This window comes from Microbacterium sp. MMO-56 (genome assembly GCF_037146215.1).
GTDB lineage: Bacteria > Actinomycetota > Actinomycetes > Actinomycetales > Microbacteriaceae > Microbacterium.
The window spans coordinates 1-5,434 of the sequence record NZ_JBBCVW010000037.1; the positions used below are offsets into that span (position 1 = coordinate 1).

Sequence of the window (5,434 nt, forward strand, 5' to 3'; positions counted from 1 at the left end):
TGGTGTGTTAACGGGAAATGGCCACCCAGCAGTGGGTGGCCATTTCTCGAAAGAAGTCCGGCGGTGTCCTACTCTCCCACAGGGTCCCCCCTGCAGTACCATCGGCGCTGTGAGGCTTAGCTTCCGGGTTCGGAATGTGACCGGGCGTTTCCCTCACGCTATGGCCGCCGAAACACTATTGATGTTTCAATCATGCACACAACAATCAGTTGGTTGTTGTGTGGTTCTCGACCGTACATCGAGAACCACTCAGTGGACGCAAGCACCTAGAACGGTGTGTTATCAAGTCATCGGCTTATTAGTACCGGTCAGCTTCACGCGTTACCGCGCTTCCACATCCGGCCTATCAACCCAGTAGTCTGGCTGGGAGCCTCTCGCCCGAAGGCATGGAAATCTCATCTTGAGGCCGGCTTCCCGCTTAGATGCTTTCAGCGGTTATCCATCCCGAACGTAGCTAACCAGCGGTGCTCTTGGCAGAACAACTGGCACACCAGAGGTTCGTCCAACCCGGTCCTCTCGTACTAGGGTCAGATCCTCTCAAATTTCCTACGCGCGCAGCGGATAGGGACCGAACTGTCTCACGACGTTCTAAACCCAGCTCGCGTACCGCTTTAATGGGCGAACAGCCCAACCCTTGGGACCTACTCCAGCCCCAGGATGCGACGAGCCGACATCGAGGTGCCAAACCATGCCGTCGATATGGACTCTTGGGCAAGATCAGCCTGTTATCCCCGAGGTACCTTTTATCCGTTGAGCGACAGCGCTTCCACAAGCCACTGCCGGATCACTAGTCCCGACTTTCGTCCCTGCTCGACCTGTCAGTCTCACAGTCAAGCTCCCTTGTGCACTTACACTCGCCACCTGATTGCCAACCAGGTTGAGGGAACCTTTGGGCGCCTCCGTTACTTTTTGGGAGGCAACCGCCCCAGTTAAACTACCCACCAGGCACTGTCCCTGAACCGGATTACGGTTCGAAGTTAGATATCCAGAGTGACCAGAGTGGTATTTCAACAATGACTCCACGGTAACTGGCGTCACCGCTTCACAGTCTCCCACCTATCCTACACAAGCCACACCGAACACCAATACCAAGCTGTAGTAAAGGTCACGGGGTCTTTCCGTCCTGCTGCGCGTAACGAGCATCTTTACTCGTAGTGCAATTTCGCCGAGTTCGCGGTTGAGACAGTTGGGAAGTCGTTACGCCATTCGTGCAGGTCGGAACTTACCCGACAAGGAATTTCGCTACCTTAGGATGGTTATAGTTACCACCGCCGTTTACTGGGGCTTAAATTCTCAGCTTCGCCTTGCGGCTAACCGGTCCTCTTAACCTTCCAGCACCGGGCAGGCGTCAGTCCGTATACATCGTCTTGCGACTTAGCACGGACCTGTGTTTTTAATAAACAGTCGCTACCCACTAGTCTCTGCGGCCACCACACCCTTTTCGGAGCAAGTCCGTATAAGTGGATGGCCCCCCTTCTCCCGAAGTTACGGGGGCATTTTGCCGAGTTCCTTAACCACGATTCTCTCGATCTCCTTAGTATTCTCTACCTGACCACCTGAGTCGGTTTGGGGTACGGGCAGCTAGAACCTCGCGTCGATGCTTTTCTCGGCAGCATAGGATCACCCACTTTTTATCCGCATCGTGTCTCAGCCGTACGAGAGACGGATTTGCCTATCTCTCAGCCTACGCACTTGCACCAGGACAACCATCGCCTGGCTTGGGCTACCTTCCTGCGTCACACCTGTTAATACGCTAACCGCACCAGAATGGGGTCGTGCGCTAGGCCCAACGCTTCACCCCGAAGGGATCCGTCAGTGGGATTCAGACACTTAGCACTACTGGATTAGCTTGGGCGGTTCTTCGCCGGTACGGGAATATCAACCCGTTGTCCATCGACTACGCCTGTCGGCCTCGCCTTAGGTCCCGACTTACCCAGGGAAGATTAGCTTGACCCTGGAACCCTTGGTCTTTCGGAGGACGTGTTTCTCACACGTCTTTCGCTACTCATGCCTGCATTCTCACTCGTGTAGCCTCCACGGCTGGGTCACCCCGCCGCTTCGCTGGCCACACGACGCTCTCCTACCCATCAACACGGCTGGACCACGAAGGCCTACCACTAATGTCAATGCCACAACTTCGGTGGCGTGCTTGAGCCCCGTTACATTGTCGGCGCGGAATCACTTGACCAGTGAGCTATTACGCACTCTTTCAAGGGTGGCTGCTTCTAAGCCAACCTCCTGGTTGTCAGAGCAACTCCACATCCTTTCCCACTTAGCACGCGCTTAGGGACCTTAGTTGGTGGTCTGGGTTGTTTCCCTCTCGACTATGAAGCTTATCCCCCACAGTCTCACTGCTGCGCTCTCACTTACCGGCATTCGGAGTTTGGCTGACGTCAGTAACCTTGTAGGGCCCATCGGCCATCCAGTAGCTCTACCTCCGGCAAGAAACACGCAACGCTGCACCTAAATGCATTTCGGAGAGAACCAGCTATCACGAAGTTTGATTGGCCTTTCACCCCTATCCACAGCTCATCCCCTCAGTTTTCAACCTAAGTGGGTTCGGTCCTCCACGACGTCTTACCGTCGCTTCAACCTGGCCATGGATAGATCACTTCGCTTCGGGTCTAGGACACGCGACTGAATCGCCCTATTCAGACTCGCTTTCGCTACGGCTACCCCACACGGGTTAACCTCGCCACGTATCGCTAACTCGCAGGCTCATTCTTCAAAAGGCACGCTGTCACACCTACCAGGGGTGCTCCAACGGTTTGTAAGCAAACGGTTTCAGGTACTATTTCACTCCCCTCCCGGGGTACTTTTCACCTTTCCCTCACGGTACTTGTCCGCTATCGGTCATCTGGGAGTATTTAGGCTTATCAGGTGGTCCTGACAGATTCACACGGGATTTCTCGGGCCCCGTGCTACTTGGGATACTCTTCACGCCAAGAGAGGCATTTCGACTACGGGGTTGGCACCCTCTATGACCTGGCTTTCAATCCAGTTCGTCTATACCTTCTTGTCACGTCGACCACTCGGCAGAATGATCAGAAAAGTCCCACAACCCCCAACATGCAACGCCTGCCGGCTATCACACACGCTAGGTTTAGCCTGTTCCGGTTTCGCTCGCCACTACTAACGGAATCGCGGTTGCTTTCTCTTCCTGTGGGTACTGAGATGTTTCACTTCCCCACGTTCCCTCTACCCGCCCTATATATTCAGGCGGGAGTCACTGGGTCGGCACGCCGCCCAGCGGGGTTTCCCCATTCGGACACCCTCGGATCACAGTGTGCTTATCCACTCCCCGAGGCTTATCGCAGATTGCTACGTCCTTCTTCGGCTCCAGATGCCAAGGCATCCACCGTTTGCTCTTAAAGACTTGAAATCACATGAGTTCGAATCGTCAATCGAAATTGACTAATGATCTTTAAGATCATCTTCACGAGATGAAAAATCATCTCGAAGATGCTCGCGTCCACTGTGTAGTTCTCAAAGTACGGGCGGTACCCTCCCCGCTGCCAGCACTACCGACAACAGAAAAGGTCCAGAGGAAAGGTCACCGCCGAAGCGGCATCCGGTCCCTCAGGACCCAACAGCGTGCATGTGCCGGCTCACTCCCCCCGACCGTTCCCGACCCGAAGGCCGTACTAGATCAAGGATCGCTCCCCGACACCTCGTCATATGTTCCACCCATGAGCTCCCTGCAGAGACATTCGCTCTGATCAGGGCTCTGTCACTCCGAAGAGTGCAGTGCTCCTTAGAAAGGAGGTGATCCAGCCGCACCTTCCGGTACGGCTACCTTGTTACGACTTAGTCCTAATTACCGATCCCACCTTCGACGGCTCCCTCCACAAGGGTTGGGCCACCGGCTTCAGGTGTTACCGACTTTCATGACTTGACGGGCGGTGTGTACAAGACCCGGGAACGTATTCACCGCAGCGTTGCTGATCTGCGATTACTAGCGACTCCGACTTCATGAGGTCGAGTTGCAGACCTCAATCCGAACTGGGACCGGCTTTTTGGGATTCGCTCCACCTTACGGTATTGCAGCCCTTTGTACCGGCCATTGTAGCATGCGTGAAGCCCAAGACATAAGGGGCATGATGATTTGACGTCATCCCCACCTTCCTCCGAGTTGACCCCGGCAGTATCCCATGAGTTCCCACCATTACGTGCTGGCAACATAGAACGAGGGTTGCGCTCGTTGCGGGACTTAACCCAACATCTCACGACACGAGCTGACGACAACCATGCACCACCTGTTCACGAGTGTCCAAAGAGTTCTACATTTCTGCAGCGTTCTCGTGTATGTCAAGCCTTGGTAAGGTTCTTCGCGTTGCATCGAATTAATCCGCATGCTCCGCCGCTTGTGCGGGTCCCCGTCAATTCCTTTGAGTTTTAGCCTTGCGGCCGTACTCCCCAGGCGGGGAACTTAATGCGTTAGCTGCGTCACGGAATCCGTGGAATGGACCCCACAACTAGTTCCCAACGTTTACGGGGTGGACTACCAGGGTATCTAAGCCTGTTTGCTCCCCACCCTTTCGCTCCTCAGCGTCAGTTACGGCCCAGAGATCTGCCTTCGCCATCGGTGTTCCTCCTGATATCTGCGCATTCCACCGCTACACCAGGAATTCCAATCTCCCCTACCGCACTCTAGTCTGCCCGTACCCACTGCAGGCCCGAGGTTGAGCCTCGGGATTTCACAGCAGACGCGACAAACCGCCTACGAGCTCTTTACGCCCAATAATTCCGGATAACGCTTGCGCCCTACGTATTACCGCGGCTGCTGGCACGTAGTTAGCCGGCGCTTTTTCTGCAGGTACCGTCACTTTCGCTTCTTCCCTGCTAAAAGAGGTTTACAACCCGAAGGCCGTCGTCCCTCACGCGGCGTTGCTGCATCAGGCTTTCGCCCATTGTGCAATATTCCCCACTGCTGCCTCCCGTAGGAGTCTGGGCCGTGTCTCAGTCCCAGTGTGGCCGGTCACCCTCTCAGGCCGGCTACCCGTCGACGCCTTGGTGAGCCATTACCTCACCAACAAGCTGATAGGCCGCGAGCTCATCCCTGACCAAAAAATCTTTCCAACCGTTGAAGATGCCTCCACGGTTCGTATCCAGTATTAGACGCCGTTTCCAGCGCTTATCCCAGAGTCAGGGGCAGATTGCTCACGTGTTACTCACCCGTTCGCCACTGATCCACCCAGCAAGCTGGGCTTCACCGTTCGACTTGCATGTGTTAAGCACGCCGCCAGCGTTCATCCTGAGCCAGGATCAAACTCTCCATAAAGAAAAATGCATACCCCACCGGGAAAACGATGACGCAGCGAGTTTGAACTGACCAAAGAGATACTCATTGCTGACTATCCGAATGCCGACACCCAAAGATGCCGGACTTTGATCCAAAGGAATCTCACCCAACCAAAAAGGTCGAGTCGAGGTT

3 rRNA genes are annotated in these 5,434 nt (G+C 54.9%); all 3 read right to left on the reverse strand.

The annotated features are described in order from the left end of the window. Positions 1-55: 55 nt before the first annotated feature. A 5S ribosomal RNA gene (rrf, locus tag WFI00_RS17635) occupies positions 56-172 on the reverse strand. A 106-nt stretch (positions 173-278) separates the two neighbouring features. Further along, a 23S ribosomal RNA gene (locus WFI00_RS17640) occupies positions 279-3,382 on the reverse strand. A gap of 376 nt (positions 3,383-3,758) precedes the next feature. Beyond that, positions 3,759-5,281 (reverse strand): 16S ribosomal RNA (locus WFI00_RS17645). Together the 16S, 23S and 5S rRNA genes form the textbook arrangement of a ribosomal RNA operon. Positions 5,282-5,434: the final 153 nt, after the last annotated feature.